Source organism: Bradyrhizobium sp. Ken64 (assembly GCF_055807555.1).
In genome coordinates this window covers 34,994-52,373 of the sequence record NZ_JBVVPA010000032.1, presented here as the reverse complement: position 1 = coordinate 52,373, position 17,380 = coordinate 34,994, and the positions used below count along the sequence as shown (strand labels likewise).

The window sequence follows — 17,380 nt, the reverse complement described above, 5'->3', positions numbered from 1 at the left end:
GGCCGGATGCGAGACGAGCTTCTCAACGAAACCCTGTTCTTCGGCCTTGATCACGCCCGAACCAGGATTGCGGCGTGGGCCGATGACTACAATAGCCACCGCCCGCATTCGTCGCTGGGCTATCTAACACCCGCGGCCTATTCCGCCAACCTCACCGCAACGTGCGACCGGCTGCGCAACCCCGACCAGCTCCGCCGATCGCACGTTGTTCACCCCGCGCCAAACGGCGTAACATCCGCCGAGACTCTAATCGCCAATGGATGAAAGTTCAGCGGCAGGTCACCAAAGGTCTCCATGAATTCGACTTTCGCTGGAGTGGCCATGTCCAAGCCGTGGACGACCCCGTCCGACTCCAGATAGTCGCTGATTGCTGCTTTGATCTGCTGATTGTTGTGGCCATAGTTTAGCGCTCCAGCGCCAGACAGAAAGTCAATGACCTTTCGGCCGCCCTCTGTGAACATAATTGAACCGCGCGCCCCATTGAAGACAAAGGAACGTGAGTACGCGCGCACATTGGACTCTAGCGTTTCAATTGTCTTCATTCGGCGCCCCTGTGTACTCCAACCATGCGGTCGTCGCGTCGACCGGACAATCTGCCCGATGAAACAACGCGGGCCAACATCGTGCAGGACTGGCAGGCCATGACCGCGGGTTCCTCGCCTCTGGGCATCGTTTGGGTTGCGCGTAGCGCATCTGAAAATCAGCTCCAACGGGTTACCTGAGAACCAGGCGGAACAAAGCTACCATCTCTAGTAGCTTCGTCCCCATCCAGCGACGGCCCCCGTGTTAAGTCACCTTTCGCGAACAGGTTTACCTAGCCGCGCGCGAAGACGTTGCGCATGCGTGCGGTACCTTGCATCAGGATATATAGATAAATCGTGGAAAGGAGGGAGGATGTGATCCGAAAAGTTCATCTGACTCGGAAAGATCCGACGCCCTCCGGGCAAACATGGACCGCGAGCCGGAAGCGACATGCTCAGGCCACGGTCTCAGGGACTAGAAGGACACGCCCGCCGCCCGACCGGTTTTGGCCTTGCGCTTGGTCGACACAATCGCGGGGGGTCGTCGGCGTGGATGCGTTCGGCAGCAAGGGCATGGCTTGAGATCGAATCTGCCAGCGGCACTTGTGTTGTCATTCCAACAGATGCGTAAGCTTCCGGTGCTTCCGGTGCTTCAGTCCGAAGAGTTGCTGGGATCGAACCGAATTTAGCGGATCTGGCGGTGCAAAACGTTCGATCCGCCAACATTCGATCTGCCAACATACGTCTTTGCGGCTTCTCGGAATTCCGCAGCGAACGTCTTGACAAACTCCGTGATGTTGGCCGCGATCGCCGCCTCCTTTTCCCCCCAACTCGGCGGCCGGACCCGTGGCGCTTTCGCGCCGAACTCAGCAATGGTTGTCGCACTCAAGATCGCGCGCTCCTGGGTTAACGCGACGAGCGCTTCGGCCTCGTCGGATTACGCGATCATACGAGAGGCATGTTGTCAGGAGCCCGAACTAGCAAGTGCTTCAACCAGACGTCGAAAGTGCGACAACAGCGACAGGAGTGCGGCTACATGGAAAGGTGATGGTCGCCACTGGCACGGGGTAAGCACGAGCAATCGCGCGTTGATCGACATCGTGAGCGCTGCGCGGGTGCGGCTTGGTCCAGATTGCTTGCCCCGCTTTCACGCGTCTGTTCCGGGACGGTGCTCGCGAAGTACTTCATCGACGCAAGCCATCAAGTCCCGAGCGGGAAACGGTTTAGCGAAAAAGCCGGTCACGCCGGCGCTCAAAGCGCGGGCTCGCGTGCGATCATCCGCGAAGGCAGTAATCAAAATGAATGGCGCAGCGTGGCCTTGGGCCCGCATCTGTTCTAAAAGTTCAAAGCCGCTCATCGTGGGCATCTGCACGTCTGCAATTACACAGGACGTGCCGTTCAATTGAGACGACTCCAGGAATTCCTCAGCCGAAGCAAACGTATGAACGATGTGGCCCTGTGATTTCAAGAGGTTGTTCAGCGCGACACGAATTGAAGGATCATCGTCGACAACGGAAATAGTGTTAGACAAGACCACCCGTCCTGGTTGGGCGAAGGCACTGGCCGAAGCACGGCGGCCAGCTGAAGGGTGCGCGTGTACGAAGAAATTGTAAAATCATACTTAGGTTTGTACTCTGAAACGGTCGGTCCCAATTCCCAGCCTCTCCGCCATTCTAATCAAATCGGCTAGTGATCGAGCACCCATCTTCTTCATCACGTGCCCCCGGTAGATTTTGACTGTAATCTCGGCAAGCCCGAGTTCCGCGGCTACCTGTTTGTTCAAGAGGCCCGTGGCGACCAGTCTCAAGACATCCTGCTCTCGTGGACTTAGAGCCTCGAACAAGGACTGCAGCTTCGTGACAACCTTGTCTATAGCTCGTCTCTTGCGATCCTGTTCGATCGCTGCGACCACTCCATCGAGCAATTCCTGATCGCGAAACGGCTTGCCGAGAAAATCGATTGCTCCATTCTTCATCGCTTTGACGGTCATTGGAATATCGCCATGAGCGGTGATGAAAATAATGGGAATGTGAACCTTCAGTTTGGCTAATTCAATCTGGAGCTCCAGCCCGCTCAAGCCCGGCAGTCTGATATCAAGCACAAGGCAGCTGGGAACATCAGGAAGCTCGCTCTGGAGCAGTTCCTGGGCCGATCCGAAAGCAACAACGTCTAGACCGATCGAACGAAACAGGTTGACGAGCGATTCGCGCATTGAGAGGTCGTCGTCGACGACCAACACGCTCGGTCTCACCTCCGGCCCTTCGACAGTTGCGGCTTGCTTCCGCGGTTCAGAGCGCTTGGTCACGATAAAAGCCTCACATTTGCAATCGTGATAGAAGTTCCGTGGAGCCACGACCAAAGGTTGCTCGTGGCGGCCTTCTCAGGAGCTTTCGCGCAGTGCAAATCTCTGAGATCTTCCAGGTATGCGAACGGCCAGCCGTTTGCGTGCGTAAGACATTATCACGAAAGTCTAGCAAAAAGGGCCCGAGTGGTCGAGAACTGGCTTCCGTCTGTCCGCCGTCCCGTTGGAACGGCCCGGCGGCATTGATCAAATCAATCAGCAGCCAAGTTGAGGCGCTCGCTCTAGCTGGCGGCGGATGCCGCTTGGCATCCCCGTTCAGGCGCATGAGGCGTCGGCGGACTCTCGTTAAGCGGCCGGATCAAAATGCCCGCCGCCTGGGTAGCTGCACGCGGGGGCGCGAGCTGAGCGAATTGGGGCCAATGTGCCTGTGCATGCGCCGATCCCGCCGGCGTTGTTGAGATCGGCATGAGGCGTAGACTATCGCACCCGCAGTAAAGAAAATGGACATCAGAACGAGTAGCAGCGGCATCAGCACATAAATTCTTTTTTTGCGTCGTCAGAGCGCCTGTGAGTTGCGTCTTTAGCGAGCTTGGGAAAGCACCTTGCATCGGTTTCGTACAACCTGACGCATGGTGCGATTCAAGTCCTTTCGGTCGTGCTTTGTAGGAAATGTAATCATCTCGAGCTGCGGGGGCGCCCACGTTCGTGCGTCCTGCCGATTGCTTCGCTGCTCGTATCCGAGGATGATGTGTGTAATTCAAATGGAGAGGGCGCATTCGCGGGATTGGCGGGCACCATAGGTGCGTATCGAGCACGCTGATTCGAAGCTTAGCTCCTCAATGCCGCAGTATAGGGCTGAAACTGGCTCGAGCGGTCCGCTTGGAGCAGCCGCCAACCGCCCATTAGCTCATCAATCTTCCGACGCAACTCATTAAGGCGGCCCGGCGCACTCCTTTGAGAAGAAGTGTGCCGGGTTCGCCCCACATCGCCAGTACATCCGTGGTGATGGTGTCCCAGATGATGTGACCCGCGTGGCAAAACTGAGACTCGTTTAGCAGCCAAAGTAGATGGTGACTCCCTGCTACTTCACACAGACGGGAAAGGCTTGAATCGTACGTAGGGTCACGTTGTACATGTCTTGTAGATTGATCGAGTTAGCATCTCTCGAGCCGACTAGGTGGAGTTCGTAGTTGGCAAGTTAGATCTGTCGCAGCGCGACTGGGACGAGAAGGCGTTCCGCTGTTCTCCAGTGGCTTGGATCTCCAGTCGGAGGGTTTCGGAAGCTTCATGCGGTGTTTGGAGTCGTCCGTTGGCCTGCGTCCTGGCCCCGGGTGGTCGAGCGTGAACGAGATCGTCTTAACGGCCCACTGTCATGCTGACATTGCGGGGTTGTTCGCCAATCCAAGGCTGGTGGCCGGCCTTGGTCAGGGCAAGGAACACGTCGTTCAGGATCGCAGCCGTCTCCGTTCGAAAGGGCTATCGAAGAAGGGCTCGCTGGAACCCAGCTTGTAAGGAGCGTCGCTGGGTTTTAGGCAGCGCACCCATCTTCGTCGAGGAGATGACGGATCAAAGTATGTGCCGATCCGAGATTGCCCACAAAGCGAACCTTGTGCTCTCCTCATCCGAAGCCGGTGAACGCGCATTGCAGAACACCATTCGTCGGCGCAATCGACTTTCAGCACGATCCGTCCTGGCTTGCCTGGGAGCATGCGCTGCCCGTGTCGCTATTTCTGCTCTGCGTGAGGGACCGCTATATCGGTGCCGCTGTCGTCGCCGTTTCCGACAATCTCCTGCCCGACAGCATGCCCATCCGCCATCGTATGGCGGAGCGAGTCCACGCTCAGGGCATCGACGCTTACGACCTACTCACTGGTGTCGGACGGGACTGCGTCGGCCCATTGCAATTCCTGCCGGACGGCATCGAACCCGGGCGCTGCCGCGGCTGTTGACGGCAGACCCGTTGACGACGAGAATCGCCCGGCTTCTCGGCGACCTTTGCATCGGCTCTCCTTGAGCTTGGTGAGGACGAGGACTTTCGGATCTCGATCGCCGGCGCCCAGGAAAAGACCGCGCTCTTGTTCTGGAAAGGGCGTTGGTACAAGCCGCTGGCGACTACAGCCACGACGGACATTCTCAAACCGCGGATTGACCGACTACCGAACGGCCTCAATCTTTCCTACAGCGTCGAGAATGAGTTCTTCTGCCAGCTGACAGCAGCTCTCGGACTTCCGAGCGCCGCCATCGCGATTGAGGAGTTTGAAGGCAACCGTGTGCTCGTGGTTGAGAGGTTCGATCGCCGCTGGACCGGCGACAACCGTCCCCTACATTTGCCTCAAGAGGATTGCTGCCAGGCTTTGTCCGTGCCGCCGCCTTGAAATACGAATCAGAGGGCGGCCCGGTATTCCAGCTATCTTTAACCTTTTCGTGGCAACCCAGCGGCACCACGCAGTTTCGGGCGCTCCAGCCGGGCGAGTTGTTCCTCTTCAAAGTAGACGTGCCAAACAACTTCATTGTTAGTGGCGGCATTTTCGGCCACACGTCAATCGAGCCGCTGTCCTTGGCGTGGGAAGCCTTCGGCTTGAGTCGCTCTATCGCGAAGGACTCCTTCCGCGCCGGCGCGCTGCGTAGTCCGGAGCCGCCGCCCGGGCTCGAGCTGCGCGCAGGGCTGCGCTCGATCGACACGATCGGGCTCTAACATACAGCTTGCGTCCGTTATATTGTGCTTGCTGCGGGCTCTCTTTGGCGGCCATGATCGGGACCCTGCAGCGAATTTTGTGAAGTTCCTTCACAATGGCGCCTCTTATGTGTCAGATTTGGCGCGCGTCTTCTTAGTCTGGTCAGGCAAATGCCGCGCGCCCCTCCCAGCCGAAATGTGTTCGGCTCAAGTCTCGACAACGACATCCAGCCCCTGTGGAGGGACGGAGGTCGTGTGTTCTGCCGTGCGTGGCGGCAAATCAACGGCAGCAAGGCTGTCGTGCTTCTCGTGCGGCCCACCGGGGAACACCCCGCCACGATCGAGTGCCTCGCCCACGAGTATGAGCTGAGAGAGGAGCTAGATGAGGCATGGGCGGTGCGGCCTCTGGAACTCATCCGGGAAGCTGGTCGTACCATGCTGGTCCTGGAGGATCCATGCGGCGAGCCGCTGCTAAACTTAGTTGGAGTCGGCATGGAGCCTCAGCGCTTCCTGCGCCTTGCTATTGGTGTCACGAGGTCCGTGGGCAAGCTCCACCGCCGCGGCTTAATCCACAAGGACCTGAAACCCGGTCACATTCTGGTCAATTGTCCTGACGAACAAGTGCGACTCACCGGATTCGGGCTGGCGTCCCGGCTTTCCCGCGAGCGGGTGCCGCTTGAGCCTGCCGAGTTCATCGCCGGCTCGCTGCCCTACATGGCGCCCGAGCAGACCGGACGAATGAATCGCTCGGTCGACTCTCGCAGTGATCTCTATTCACTTGGGGTGATATTCTACCAGATGCTGACCGGCGCGCTGCCGTTCACGGGCTCAGACCCGTTGGAGTGGATTCATTGTCATATTGCAAGAAAAGCAACACCGCCCCTCGAGAAATCGCAAAATGTCCCGGAGCCAATCTCTCAAATTGCGATGAAACTCCTCGCGAAAACCGCCGAGGAACGCTACCAGACTGCCGCTGGCCTTGAACACGATCTGCAACACTGTCTGGCAGCATGGGCCAACCATGGTCGCATCGAGCTTTTTGAACTTGGCGCAGACGACACACCTGATCGGTTGATCGTCCCCGAGAAGCTCTATGGGAGAGCCCGCGAGATCGAGACCTTGCTTGGCTCTTTCGATCGAGCAGTGAAGAGCGGCGCGCCGAGGTTGGTGCTGGTTGCCGGTTATTCCGGCATCGGTAAGTCTTCGCTCGTCCAGGAGCTACACAAAGTACTCGTGCCCTATCGCGGGCTCTTGGCATCAGGCAAATTCGACCAAGTGAAGCGCGATGTGCCATATGCGACACTAGTGCAGACCTTTCAGAGCCTTGTGCGTCCTCTTCTCAGCAAAAGTGAGGGCGAACTCGCGACTTGGCGGCAGGCGTTCCGGGAGGCGCTCGGTGGGAATGGACGGCTGATGGTCGAATTGATCCCCGATTTGAGCCTTGTTATCGGCGAGCAGCCCGCGGTTGCTGAGCTTCCAGCCCGCCAAGCGCAAATCCGTTTCCAGCTCGTGTTTCGTCGCTTTATTGGCGTGTTCGCCCGGCGAACCCATCCATTGGTGCTCTTCCTCGATGATTTGCAGTGGTATGACGCCGCCACACTCGACCTGATCGAGGATCTGCTGACCCAGCCGGATCTGCACCTGCTGCTTATTGGAGCTTACCGCAGCAACGAAGTTGATGCAGATCATCCGCTCAAACGCAAGCTCGAGTCCATCGGGAGAGCCGGCCTAAATCTACAGGAGATCACGCTATCGCCGCTCAGCGCAGACGACGTCGGGCAGTTGGTCGCGCATACCCTTCGCTGCGGACCAAAACGCGCTGCCCCGCTTGCGAAGTTGGTGCATCAGAAGACGATGGGCAATCCGTTCTTCGCCGTTCAATTCTTGTCTGAACTAGCCGGAGAGCAGCTGTTGACGTTCGATCACGTGTCGGCGCGCTGGCGTTGGGATCTGCAGCGAATTCACGCAAAAGCGTACACCGAGAACGTCGTCGATCTGATGCTCGGCAAGCTCATCCGGCTGCCCAAGGAAACGCAGGAAGCGCTGCAACAGCTGGCCTGTTTCGGCAACATCGCCGGGACGGCGGAGCTTGCGATTGTGCTCGAAATTCCAGAGGAGCAAGTGCACGCGACCGTGTGGCCGGCAATCCGGCAGGAACTGATCGTGCGGCATGGGACAGCCTACCGCTTTGTCCACGATCGCGTTCAAGAGGCGGCCTACTTGCTGATGCCGGAATCCTCGCGCGCTCCTTCCCATCTGCGGATCGGTCGGATGCTCGCGGCACACATCCCTGCGCACAAACGCGAAGAGGCCATCTTCGACATTGTCAGTCAGCTCAATCGAGGCGTCGCGCTCATCGCTTCCGGTCAGGAGCGAGAGCAGCTCGCCGAGTTGAACTTGATCGCAGGGCAGCGTGCCAAGGCCTCGGCGGCCTACGCCTCGGCGCTAGCATATTTCACCGTCGGTGCTGCGCTGCTCGCGCCCAATTTTTGGCAAAGGCGCCGCGAGCTCGCGTTCGCACTCGAGACCAGCCGGGCCGAATGCGAATTCTTGGTAGGCCAGCTGGAGATTGCAGAGCGTCTCTTGTCCGCACTGTCGAAGCGAGCTTTGAACGGGCCACAACGAGCAACGGTCGCATGTTTGCGGGTCGATATTTACTTGACGCTGGGTCAGCACGGCCGGGCAGTGCTCATAGGTCTCGAATATCTTCGCGACGTCGGGATCGAGTGGTCGCAGCGTCCGACGGACCATGAAATGCTGGCCGAATATCAGCGGATGTGGTCACAGCTGCCCGACGCAATCGAGGATCTTGCTGGTTTGCCTCGAATGACAGACCAGGCCAAGCTTGCCACGCTCGCCGTGTTGACGCGGATTCTTCCGGCTGCAGGTTTCACAGACGCCAATTTATCCGCTTTAGTGATCTGCCGAGCAGTCAGCATCAGCCTCGAATACGGCAACACTGATGCTTCCTGCGCCCATTACGCATGGTTAGGCCGAATCTCGGCCGGACGCTTCGGTGACTACCAAGCGGCCGATAAATTTGGTCGTCTTTCTTGCGATCTGGCTGATCGCGGCGAGTTCTCTCGTTTTCGGGCTCACGTCTATTTGGCCGTCGGAGCCACCGTGATCCCGTGGACGAAGCCGCTTAGAGACGGCCGAGTTTTGATCCGGCGAGCCCTCGAAGCCGCGGTCAGTAGCGGTGATGTCATCTATGAGGCGTACAGTTCGGTCCATCTAACCGGAAGTATGATGATGGCCGGAGATCACCTGAAAGAGGTACAGAACGAGTTAGAGAAAAGCGCTGCTACGATCCGGAACAGAAAGGTACAATTTGCTGCTGAGGCGGTAGCCGCTCAGCTCGCAATCGTCAGAACCATGCGCGGCCTCACGCGCTCGCTCGGTTGCTTCGACGACCAACAATTTGACGAGCTAGACGTTGAACGATCGTTGGCAGGAAGTCCGGAGTCACCTAGCGAAACCGTTTACTGGATCCGCAAACTTCAGGCGCGCTTCCTATCCGGCGATTATGCTGCGGCTGTTGAGGCTCGCTCGAAGGCCGAGCCCAAACTATGGACCATACCAACAGAGCCCTTGACCGCGGAGTTTCACTTTTATGGTGCGCTGTCTCACTCGTGTTATTGCGACAGGCTGGGCGAAGGCGAACAACAGCCACACCGAGATGTCATTGATGCTCATTACAGGCAACTGCAGACATGGGCGACGAATTGCCCCGACAACTTCGAGAATCGGGCTGCCTTGGTCGGCGCTGAAATTGCGAGGTTAGAATGCCGGGATGCAGACGCAATGCGACTGTACGAACACTCAATCCAAACCGCAGGACGTAACGGTTTCCCCCACCACGAGGGGATCGCTTGTGAACTTGCAGCGCGCTTTTATGCTGCACGCGGTTTTGCCAGGATCTCCCGGGTTTACCTGCAGGACGCGCGGCGCGGCTACCTTCGTTGGGGAGCGGATGGTAAGGTGCGTCAACTCGAGGAGCTGCATCCGCATCTCATGCATCAGGAGCCCCCGCTTGCCGTGAATGGCATGACGATCGGAGCTCCGGTTGAGCAACTTGATCTGGCGACGGTGATCAAAGTGTCGCAGGCGATTTCCGGCGAGATTGTGCTTCAGAAGCTAATTGACAAGCTTATGCGGACTACCATTGAGCAGGCCGGCGCCGAAAGAGGTGTGTTGATTCTGCTGCATGGCGACGAGCCACGGATCGAAGCGGAAGGCAAAACGGTAGCAGATGCGCTCGTTATAAAGGTGGATGAACAGCCCGTAACTCCGATGGCTCTTCCCGAATCCGTGCTGCATTTCGTGCTACGTGTCCGCGAAAACGTGGTTCTCGAAGACGCTGTCGTCCAGCCTTCATTTGCCGAAGATCCTTATATCCGCGAGCGCAAAGCGCGTTCTATTCTTTGCCTGCCACTCATCACGCAGGGCAAGCTGATCGGCGTACTTTATCTGGAGAATAATCTCGCCCCGCGCATATTCTCGGCTGCCCGAACATCAATGCAGAAAATGCTTGCCTCTCAAGCTGCAACAGCGCTCGAAAACAGCCGGTTGTACAGCGAAGTTCAGCAACGGGAGGCGAAAATCCGGCGCTTGCTCGACGCTAACATCATCGGAATCTTTATCATTCACGAAGGGGGCGAGATCATCGAAGCAAATCAAGCCTTCCTCACGATGGTTGGATACGAGCAAGAAGATCTCCTCGCAGGCCGAGTGAACGGTCTCGATCTGACGCCTCCGGAATGGCACGAGCGCACAATGGATGCTCACACAGAAGCAAAAAGGACCGGAGCTGTTCAGCAGTTCGAGAAAGAGTATGTTCGGAAGGATGGCAGTCGCGTGCCAGTGCTCATTGGCCTCGCCGTGTTCGATGCGCGAGAGGACCAAGGTGTTGGCTTCGTCCTGGACCTGACAGAACGAAAGAGAGCGGAAGCGGAGGCCCGCGAAAGCGAACGGCGCTATCGCGAGACCCTGATGGGCCTTGCACATGCCAATCGGATCACGACAATGGGACATCTGGCCGCCTCGATCGCGCATGAGGTGAACCAGCCGATTGCCGCGATCAGCAGTAATGCGGGGGCGGGGCTAAATTGGCTCGGTGCTCAACCGCCAAATCTGGAAGAGGTTCGGCAGACCTTCGGTTTGATTGTTCGTGACAGTATGCGCGCAGGAAACGTGATCCGTCGGATCCGCGCTCTTTTGAACAAAGCGCCCATGCAAACCGAGCTTCTTGCAATTGACGAATTGATCTTAGAGGTGTTGGCCCTAGTCCGCGCGGAACTTGCACAAAATGACGTGTGGGTGCAAACCCGAAGGCCTGAGGCTTTGCCGCTCGTTCGGGCAGATCGCGTTCAGGTACGGCAGGTGATTCTCAATCTGATCACGAATGCCATCGAGGCTATGAGCGAGATCAACGAAGGCGAACGCGAATTACTGATAACGACGCGCACAGATGGCTCGAATAATGTATTGGTCAGCTTTCGGGATACAGGTCCAGGACTCGATCCAAACAGCGCAGACCGCATGTTCGAGGCGTTCTACACCACCAAGTCAGAAGGCATGGGCATGGGGCTGGCCATTTGCCATTCCATTATTGAGGCGCATGGGGGCCGGATGTGGGCGGGCGCCAATGATCCTCACGGGGCCGTCTTTCAGTTCAGCATGCCGGTTGCGCCGGAGGGCGTCGATCAGGGGAAACAGGTTTCTTGAACGTCTTAGGCCGAACTCGAGGTCGAAGGGTGGTCGGGAGCCCCGATCATCGCGACAGAAGTGAGGTGCGCGACCTTGCAAAGGTGAGACATTCGCGTTTCTTGCTGCCCGTTGGGGAGTGTGCGCGACCGCATACCGTCGTGAACTGTCAGAGAATCTGCAATCTGACCGCAATGTCAGAAGACGCTTGGAGGGCTCCTTGCAAATCTCTTGAGACTTGCAAGGCATAAAAGCTGGAATTGGCTAGCAGCTTGGGCGTCCGCGGTTGCCGCTCGCGGACGCCGCGCGTTCCTGTCCTGTGTAAAGCACCTGCCGGGAGCAGAAACCCGCCGCAAGTGCGTGGTTGTGCAGAAGGAGAGCAGTCGAGGAACCACGTGACACCGGGTCATTTACAATACGTCGATCGGGTTCGTCATCCTTTCGGAATGAGGTGAGCCGCACGACGGTCTTCCTCACGTTCGCTCTTGGACAAGCCCTCGATGACGCCGGCGCGATCCGCGGCATTGCGGTTCTGGCTCATCTTCCGTGTGCCATCTAGCCGTGTAATTTGCAATCGCAGGCCGATAATCCCCTCGAGCTCCGCCTTGATGAAATCGGCAGGTGCGTCCGAGATCGCCCAGGGGTGTTTGCTTGAGCGCTCATGTACATCGGTCAGCCGCGTGACTACCTCGCGGACCCGATCGGAATCCTCGAAGAACTCAACTGGTCCGTAGGCATGCACAGCGACATAGTTCCACGTTGGTACGGCCTCGCCTCCCTCGTGCTTGGTCACGTACCATGAAGGGCTGATATAGGCCTCCGCCCCAGCGAAGATTGCCATGGCCTCTCCGGTTGGTGTCAGCTTCCACTGCGGATTAGCACGCGCCACGTGCGCGTAAATCGTCCCCATCGAGCCTGCGCTCTCCAACAAGCCCGTCGTGAGTGGCCGTGATCAGTGTCGCCGTCCGTGCCTCGCGCATTGTCCGTTGAAGGTCGGCGATATCGAGAAGTTGGAAGCAGGACGGCGTGTACATCAGTAAAGCTCCCAGGCAGCCCGACGGAAACCGGGCGACTCATGATTTGAACTGCGGTACGCCTCATTCGGGATCGCAGGAACAGCCAGGTTTGGTAGTTGCATTCCGGGGCGTGCTGGTCCCTGAGGGCAGCTAGCCCATCAAGCGTCGAAGGCGCAAATCAAAAAGCGCGGTTGCAAGCTGGTCAAGCCGTTGCTTTCGAGCCGTGCGCGTTACGGTGAAACGTGGGATAGGATCTTGCTTTCATTCTGACCGCGCTCCATCGGCCGTGAGCCGCTCAATGGCTACCCAGGTCGATTCCACCTGGCACACTGCCTGCGGCTGCACACCTCGACTGTTGTTTAGCATGCTTCCGATGTTACCAGCTGCCTTATTGACGACGATCTAATGGCGTTAACGCCGCATGCGGATGGCCCCGTCTAGTTCAGCATTTCGGCTCGAAAATTCAAGTTGTCGTGCGGAATTGCGGAGGTAAGAGAGAGCATATGCCTATGAAACACACGGTGGAGCACATCAAGCGTCCGTTGCGCGTGCTCGGCGGACTTGCTGCCGTCCTCGGCGTCTTGTCCGTGCTCGGACCGAACGATGTGCGATGCGAGGCCATCAAGGGCTTTGGCTCTGCAGCGACGGGCGGGCTGGGAGGCGAGATAGTTCAGGTCAGATCAACCAAAGCTCTGAATTATGAGTTATGTCGGTCGTACAGCTTCGGCCAGTGCAATGACCATACTCCGCGCGAGATCCAGGTAATTTGAACCATAGACTTTACCGGTACGGAGGGGCGAGGCGAAGGGCAGGGATGCCAACACGGCCGTGCCTGTTCGGTACCTTACAAGCGTGAGTCCCTTCTTCTTATCGATGGAAACGACGCGCATTGCGATGGCAAGGAGAAGACGTCGGTCGTCTTCGACAGGGCCGGCAAGCGCCCGCTGGAAATTGGCTCAAACAAAACGGTGATCGGCATTGGCTCGACCGCTACAATCAAAGGGAAGGGGCTGCGCCTGAATGGGGTCAGCAACGTCGTTATTCGCAACCTGACCATCAGTGATATCAATGAAGGCGTGATATTTGCCGGCGATGCTATTGCAATTGCACGAGCCGACCTGGTGTGGATCGATCACAACCGATTTCACAATATCGGGCGTCAGATGATTGCCGGCGGCTTTGGCCCCACGACGAATATTAGGCTATCCTGGAACGACTTCGATGGCAGCGATATCTATTCCTCCTATTGTAACGGGGAGCACTATTGGAACCTCCTGTTTCTTGGTGTCCCGCAGACGATCACTATCGCAAATAACTATTTTCATGAGATCTCGGGGCGGGCTCCGCACATTGACGGTGCGCAGGCCATTATCCATCTCGTTAACAATTACTTCCACAACACGAATGCGCAACACAGCGGCGGATTTTTCCATGCAGTGGATGCTGGATCGTCTGTGCAAGCACTCGTCGAGGGTAATTACTTCGACAACATTGAAACACCTATAACGATCGGTAGTAGGCATATCTTTGCCGTCTTAGGCAAAGACACCGGGACAATGCCGGGCATCTGCCTCACTGCTCTCGGACGTCGGTGCATCGAGAACATCGCGATCCCAGTGCCGCGGATCAATGGCTTTCGCGTGGATGAAACCGTAATTCAATCGTTTGGGGCTCTTCCAAGGTCATCTATTCCTCTTCCATTTCCAGCGGATGAAGTTCCGGCAGTGATCGCGGCCAGGGCAGGTCCCGGACACCTTAGAGCCGGTGATGGCTCGTTCGCATACGCGGCTCGTATTTGGCCGATTGCTGCAAACAGTTGGGAAGGTGCCATACTGCATGAGAACGGCACGCACGGCTCGCTGCTCAAAGTTGCACGAAGCCGTATGGCGCGTTTCTGTTCGGGTACTGAGCGGTACAATTCCTCTCGGTGTTGCGTGCCTTTCGCCCCCGGACCCGGGGCGCTTGCCTCAGAGTTTTCACCTCTGGTGTATTCGCGGATTCGGATTGCAAGAGGATCGAGGTGCCATCGAGCTCCTGGCAAGCTGTTCGGATCATCGACCCGACGTTCACAGCTCGTGTCCGACTGGCATGGTGCTTGCTCAAGAGTACCCGCAGCGCGAGGTTCGTCATCGAAAGCGAGTGAGATGCGCCCTCGTCTGCTTGAACAATCCGCAAAACTTGGAAAAATTGCAATGAAAGAAACGGCTTCGACCGAGCGTGTCATTCCAGCGACCGACGTCGTCAAGCGCGCCGCGCGCATCGGTGTTGAAATTAGAAATATCAAACTTTCGGGTGATTTGCCGAGCCAAACCGTCGCTGCAATCAATAGCCTGCTGCTCGAACATAAAGTGATCTTCTTCCGCAATCAGGGGCATCTTGATGACGCGGAGCAGGAGCACTTTGCCGCTTGTTTGGGAAAGCTGGTGCCGCACCCAACACTCGGTACGATCAATGGAACGACCTCGATCATCGAGCTTGATTCCGCGCGTGGAGGTAGCCGAGCCGATGTATGGCACACCGATGGAACCTTTCTAGCGGCGTATCCCAAAGCTGCGGTGCTGAGAGCTATTGTGATCCCATCGTCCGGCGGCGATACAATTTGGTCGAATGCTGTGGCGGCCTACCTGGATCTGCCGCGGCCGCTCCAACGGCTTGCCGACGAACTCTGGACCGTTCACAGCAACGCCTTCGACTACGCCGGGACCTGCCGTGTTCGCGAAATCGATCAGAAGCATTTTGATGAGGTCTTTACCAAAACGATCTTTGAGACGGAGCATCCGGTGGTCCGTGTACATCCCGAGACCGGCGAGCGCGCGCTGGTGCTCGGCGATTTGGTGCAAAGGTTTATTGATATCCCAAAACGCGACAGCCAGAAGCTGTTTCAACTATTCCAGTCCTATATCACGGCGCCCGAAAATACCGTGCGCTGGACCTGGAAAGAAGGCGATGTCGCGATTTGGGACAACCGCGCAACACAGCATTATGCCGTTAACGATTACGGTGACCAGCATCGCGTCGTTCATCGTGCCACACTCGATGGTGACGCGCCCGTCAGTGTCGATGGTCGATGCAGTGTGACGCGCCTCAAGACGACGAAGCACGCGTCCACGAAAGTTGCCTAGCAGGGCGCGGCAAATTCACATAATGCACTGGCCTTGTCGCATGTTCGCGCGAATAGATGTTTGCGAAGAGAAGTTAAACCAAGCAGAACGCCACGCGCAATTGGGTGGGAGGAGCTAACGCGCGCGCAGACCCGGGAGGCGACCTCCTTGCTGAAGTAAGATGCTCAAGCTCATCTCGTCCAGCCGAAAATGATTCAGCGCCGAGTGGCGCAAGTCATCCGGCCGCGTCCGGTTGACTTGCCCACGGAAGGGGGTGCGTTTCCGCCAACCTTGCGCATCGCCCTTCGGACGACGGCACGACCGTCGGACAGACAGGGCGCGATTGCCGGAGCTGGCTGAATTGTGGCATCTGTGTCGCGGTTCCACTTACCAAGTCTCTTCGCGGGAATCTCCGAGGGCACGATTTCGGCGTTGTCATGGCAGAGTAAGAGCTCGGACGCGAGTCTGACAAGTTGCAGGAGCAGCGAACGGGAAGCAATGTCACTGCCGCAAGAGGATACGACTTTTGCGCGATACGGCGCCGGTCTAGCGCTCTAGACCGAATCAGCAAAGGCTCCAAGCTACCATTCCCAACAGCAGGCTACCTTGGGCGTGCCTAAATTCACGCGGTACCCGGCCTCGCGCCAGGAGCACAGAGATAGCAAAACGCCGCGATCAGCGGCCCAAGCCGTTGAAAGGGAACGATTGTGATTTCGACTACATGCCGGTGAATTCACGCCCAGTCCTGAGCCCTTAGAAGAATACCGACGTAGATACTAACATATTCAGGGCGTGTCCGGTTTGCGGTGTGTAGGTAATGCTTGTCGGGTGATTGATGTAGGTCAGTCCTACGGTTGTATATATCCCCGGCGCCAGATGCGCCGTGTACAGTCCTGAAATAGCAGTACTGTCACGGTGCGCCAGCTGTTCTTTTGCCAGTGCAGCGTCCACCGCGACATGGCTCCAGATGGTATTGCTGACAACAAGACTCATCTGATCTGTGGGCCGGCTGTCCAATAGGCCCTTCGCATAAAGGCGAATCTCGTAGTATTGACTAGCTCTATTTAGGTCAGGCGGAGCATACATTGCAGAGAGCCCGCCATAGACTCCGCGAGATGCCGAGCCGTGGACGGCAGACTGCCAGAATTGCCTGTCCGCACCTACATAGTAGACGCTGTTGGCCTTGGTCGTCGCTTCTGTCGGATGCTGCAGGTCCGTGTAGCGGCTGTTGTTGAAGCCCGCGCCAGCCCGCAGCCAAGTCTCCATTACACCCGGAGTAGGCTTGTTCCTGTAGGAAAGCTCATCAAGCAAAAGAATGCCTGCATCGCGCGTGCTCCAGTTCAAGCCAGTGGGATTCTCGCTTACATGCGCATATTGTCCTGCTGGACTGACCGAGCGCTGGATTGAGAGCTTGTTATATAGGCGATCATCAAAATTGTACTTCAGATTAAGAGCCGGCGTTAGCGCCCAATTGTTGCTCATGCCAGCTTGGAACAGCATTTTCGATGAGGGTCCGAACACTTTGTCTCCAGCGCCCGCAAACTCATGTTGGTTCCTGAGGTAGCCCACTTTGAGTTCGATCCGTCTGTCGAATAACGTTTGATAGTAAGAAACTGCATTGAGGCCCAGCCGATCTGGCCCAGCGCTCTGCCATGTCCAGTGTTGATGCTCGGCTCCGACCACGATCTGACCATCGGGAATTCCAAGCCGAGCGAGGTCATAAGTAACGATCATAGAGTTGACCGTACTAAATGTCGGATTCTGGCCGACATATTGCTGATTGGCGATGGTGCTTCTGGCGGCATTGCCGAGTTCATTGTTGACAAACGTGTTTAGCGTCCAGCCAGCAAATCCAATCCCGAGATCCGAAAATTGGGATCTGAGAGAAGCTGTATCCTGATCTATCGTGTCCGCAGGACCAGGAGCAGTGAAAGCGCCACCTCTTTCGCGAAGCTTCTCGAATTTTGCGAATGGGTCGATCGGCTTTTCAATTCTGCTCTTGGCCGTCTCCATGGCAACGTCGCGCTTAATTGTGGTCGAAGCTGTTTTTGGCAAGGAGC

At 57.2% G+C, this 17,380-nt stretch carries 12 protein-coding genes and 2 pseudogenes; 8 read left to right on the top strand and 6 right to left on the bottom strand.

What is annotated here, in order from left to right; all coding sequences use genetic code 11:
- Positions 1-264 (top strand): integrase core domain-containing protein (locus AC0L2F_RS32435; RefSeq protein ID WP_473251164.1); only part of this gene is annotated, 264 nt, incomplete at its 5' end.
- On the opposite strand, the gene AC0L2F_RS32430 is transcribed toward AC0L2F_RS32435, so the two are convergent.
- The 4 genes from AC0L2F_RS32430 to AC0L2F_RS32415 all read right to left on the bottom strand — a co-directional run bounded on the left by AC0L2F_RS32430 (position 210) and on the right by AC0L2F_RS32415 (position 2,772).
- Positions 210-542: a hypothetical protein gene (locus AC0L2F_RS32430; protein ID WP_473251163.1), complete on the bottom strand. Its 333-nt coding sequence runs from the start codon at positions 540-542 to the stop codon at positions 210-212. The genes AC0L2F_RS32435 and AC0L2F_RS32430 overlap by 55 nt on opposite strands.
- Positions 543-1,206: 664 nt before the next feature.
- Complete coding sequence (locus tag AC0L2F_RS32425; protein WP_035973637.1) at positions 1,207-1,410, bottom strand: hypothetical protein; 204 nt, start codon at positions 1,408-1,410, stop codon at positions 1,207-1,209.
- 258 nt (positions 1,411-1,668) lie between these two features.
- Complete coding sequence (locus AC0L2F_RS32420; protein ID WP_473251162.1) at positions 1,669-2,058, bottom strand: response regulator transcription factor; 390 nt, start codon at positions 2,056-2,058, stop codon at positions 1,669-1,671.
- A gap of 84 nt (positions 2,059-2,142) precedes the next feature.
- Positions 2,143-2,772 (bottom strand): response regulator transcription factor, encoded by a 630-nt coding sequence (locus tag AC0L2F_RS32415; protein ID WP_088941395.1) that lies wholly within the window; start codon positions 2,770-2,772, stop codon positions 2,143-2,145.
- Positions 2,773-4,454: 1,682 nt separating this feature from the next.
- Between AC0L2F_RS32415 and AC0L2F_RS32410 the strand changes: the two genes are divergently transcribed.
- The 4 genes from AC0L2F_RS32410 (at position 4,455) to AC0L2F_RS32395 (ending at position 11,224) form a co-directional block, all read left to right on the top strand.
- Complete coding sequence (locus tag AC0L2F_RS32410) at positions 4,455-4,772, top strand: HipA N-terminal domain-containing protein (RefSeq protein ID WP_473251161.1); 318 nt, start codon at positions 4,455-4,457, stop codon at positions 4,770-4,772.
- A gap of 126 nt (positions 4,773-4,898) precedes the next feature.
- The gene (locus tag AC0L2F_RS32405) at positions 4,899-5,198 is read left to right on the top strand and encodes a HipA domain-containing protein (RefSeq protein WP_377789684.1); all 300 of its coding nucleotides are present in this window, start codon (positions 4,899-4,901) and stop codon (positions 5,196-5,198) included.
- A complete protein-coding gene (locus tag AC0L2F_RS32400) occupies positions 5,195-5,518 on the top strand; it encodes a hypothetical protein (RefSeq protein ID WP_007600143.1) in 324 nt (107 codons plus the stop codon). Before AC0L2F_RS32405 ends, AC0L2F_RS32400 begins: the two co-directional genes overlap by 4 nt.
- Positions 5,519-5,668: 150 nt before the next feature.
- The gene (locus tag AC0L2F_RS32395) at positions 5,669-11,224 is read left to right on the top strand and encodes a trifunctional serine/threonine-protein kinase/ATP-binding protein/sensor histidine kinase (RefSeq protein WP_473251160.1); all 5,556 of its coding nucleotides are present in this window, start codon (positions 5,669-5,671) and stop codon (positions 11,222-11,224) included.
- 412 nt (positions 11,225-11,636) lie between these two features.
- On the opposite strand, the pseudogene AC0L2F_RS32390 reads toward AC0L2F_RS32395, so the two are convergent.
- Positions 11,637-12,237: pseudogene (locus AC0L2F_RS32390) on the bottom strand (FMN-binding negative transcriptional regulator).
- A 491-nt stretch (positions 12,238-12,728) separates the two neighbouring features.
- On the opposite strand from AC0L2F_RS32390, the gene AC0L2F_RS32385 reads away from it, so the two are divergent.
- The 3 genes and pseudogenes from AC0L2F_RS32385 (at position 12,729) to AC0L2F_RS32375 (ending at position 15,341) form a co-directional block, all read left to right on the top strand.
- The gene (locus AC0L2F_RS32385; protein ID WP_473251159.1) at positions 12,729-12,989 is read left to right on the top strand and encodes a hypothetical protein; all 261 of its coding nucleotides are present in this window, start codon (positions 12,729-12,731) and stop codon (positions 12,987-12,989) included.
- Between the two features lie 3 nt (positions 12,990-12,992).
- Positions 12,993-13,352, top strand: a pseudogene (locus AC0L2F_RS32380) (pectate lyase family protein); the annotation flags it as partial.
- A gap of 1,059 nt (positions 13,353-14,411) precedes the next feature.
- Positions 14,412-15,341, top strand: a complete 930-nt coding sequence (locus AC0L2F_RS32375; RefSeq protein ID WP_007605838.1) for a TauD/TfdA dioxygenase family protein — start codon at positions 14,412-14,414, stop codon at positions 15,339-15,341.
- Between the two features lie 732 nt (positions 15,342-16,073).
- Here AC0L2F_RS32375 and AC0L2F_RS32370 read toward each other — a convergent pair.
- Entirely contained in the window at positions 16,074-17,333 is a 1,260-nt protein-coding gene (locus tag AC0L2F_RS32370; protein ID WP_473251158.1) for a carbohydrate porin, read from the bottom strand.
- Positions 17,334-17,380: the final 47 nt, after the last annotated feature.